The sequence below is a fragment of the Magnetococcales bacterium genome, from assembly GCA_015232395.1.
GTDB lineage: Bacteria > Pseudomonadota > Magnetococcia > Magnetococcales > JADFZT01 > JADFZT01.
Genome location: JADFZT010000029.1, coordinates 51,596 through 53,288 on the forward strand (window position 1 = coordinate 51,596; position 1,693 = coordinate 53,288).

Below are 1,693 nucleotides of genomic sequence, written 5' to 3' on the forward strand. Positions count from 1 at the left end.
ACCGTTTCTTCGGTGAGTTGCCGGTCCAGTTTTTCGGAGAGGGTTTCCCCCTGTTCTTGGATGGTTTGGCTCAGGCGCGCATTGGCGGAGTCCACGACCGACTGCACGGCTTCGGGTGTGAGCTGGCGGTCCAGTTTTGTGGAGAGGGTTTGCGCCTGCTCCTGGATCGCCTTTTCAACGACTGACCTAATCGCTTCAGGAGTGAGCTGCCCATCGAGCTTGCTGCTGACGGACTGTCCCTGCTCCCGAATGGCTCGATTGAGTTGGTCGTTGCCGGAGTCGACCACCGATTGCACTGTATCTTTGGTGAGTTGATGGTTTAGTTGTCCGGAGAGGTTTTCCGACTGTTCTTGTATGGCTCGGTTCAGGCGTTTGCTGGCAGAGTCTACGACCGACTGTAGCGCTTCGGGTGTGAGTTGGCGGTCCAGCTTTGTGGAGAGGGTTGTGACTTGTTCCTGGATTCCCTTTTCAACGATTGACCGAACTGCTTCATAGGTGAGCTGGCCATTGAGCTTGTTGCTGACGGATTGCCACTGCTCCCGAATGGTTTGCTTGAGCTGGGCGTTGCCGGAGTCAACCACCGATTGCACAGTTTCTTTGGTGAGTTGATGGTTTAGTTGTCCGGAAAGGCTTTGGGTCTGCTTCTGGATGGTCCGGCTAAGATGCTCGCTGGCGGCATCCACAGCTGATTGCATCGCTTCGGGTGTGAGTTGCTGACCCAGTTTTCCAGCGAGGGTTTGCGCTTGCTCCTGGACCGCCTTTTCCACGACTGACCGAACCGCTTCAGAGGTGAGCTGCCCATCGAGCTTGTTGCTGACGGTTTGTACCTGCTGCTGGATGGTCTGGCTCAGGCGCTCGTTGGCGGAGTCCACGACCGACTGTACGGTTTCGGGGGTGAGCTGCTGGTTCAATTTTTCAGTCAGCGTATCGGTCTGTTCCCGAACGGCCCGGAAGATTTCGTCACGGGATGGACCTTGGCTTAGCTGTTGACTCAAACGGGCACTGGCCGCATCCACGATGCTGCGTAAGGTTTCAGGAGTGGGTTGTTGATCAAACTTGCCAGTCAGGGTGTTTCCTTGCTCCAGAACCGTTTGATTCAGCTTCCCACTGACGGCATCCAGAGTTTGTTGCAGATCTGTGGAGGTGGGTAGTTTTTTCAGTGTTCCTGTCAGCTCCACCCCTTGTTCCAAAAGAGCTTGGCTCAGCTGTTCGGTGACGGTATCCAGAGCTTGTTGCAGGGTTTCGGAATTGGGCTGTTGGGCCAGCTGTCCGGAGATGGTTTCTGACTGTTCCTGAGCGGCCTGCCTCAACTGCTTAGTGGCTGAATCAATAACCGACTGCAAAGTTTCGGAATTGGGCTGTTGGGCCAACTGTCCTGAGATGGACTGGGACTGCTCCTGGGTGGCCTGCCGCAACTGCTCGGTGGCGGAATCAACGATGGCCTGCAACGCTTCGGAAGTGGGCTGTTGATCGAGCTTGCCGGAGAGGGTCTCGGATTGCTCCTGAGTGGCCTGCCTCAACTGCCCGGTGGCGGAATCAACGATAGCCTGCAACGCTTCGGAAGTGGGCTGTTGATTGAGCTTGCCGGTAAGAGTTTCGGACTGCTCTTGAGCGGCCTGCCGCAACTGCTCGGTGGCTGAATCAACGATGGCCTGCAACGCTTCGGAAGTGGGCTGTTGATTGAGCTTGCCGG

1 protein-coding gene is annotated in these 1,693 nt (G+C 56.3%); it reads right to left on the reverse strand.

Annotated elements, in window-relative coordinates; genetic code table 11:
* Window positions 1-1,693 (reverse strand): hypothetical protein (locus HQL52_10045; protein MBF0369786.1); only part of this gene is annotated, 1,693 nt, incomplete at both ends.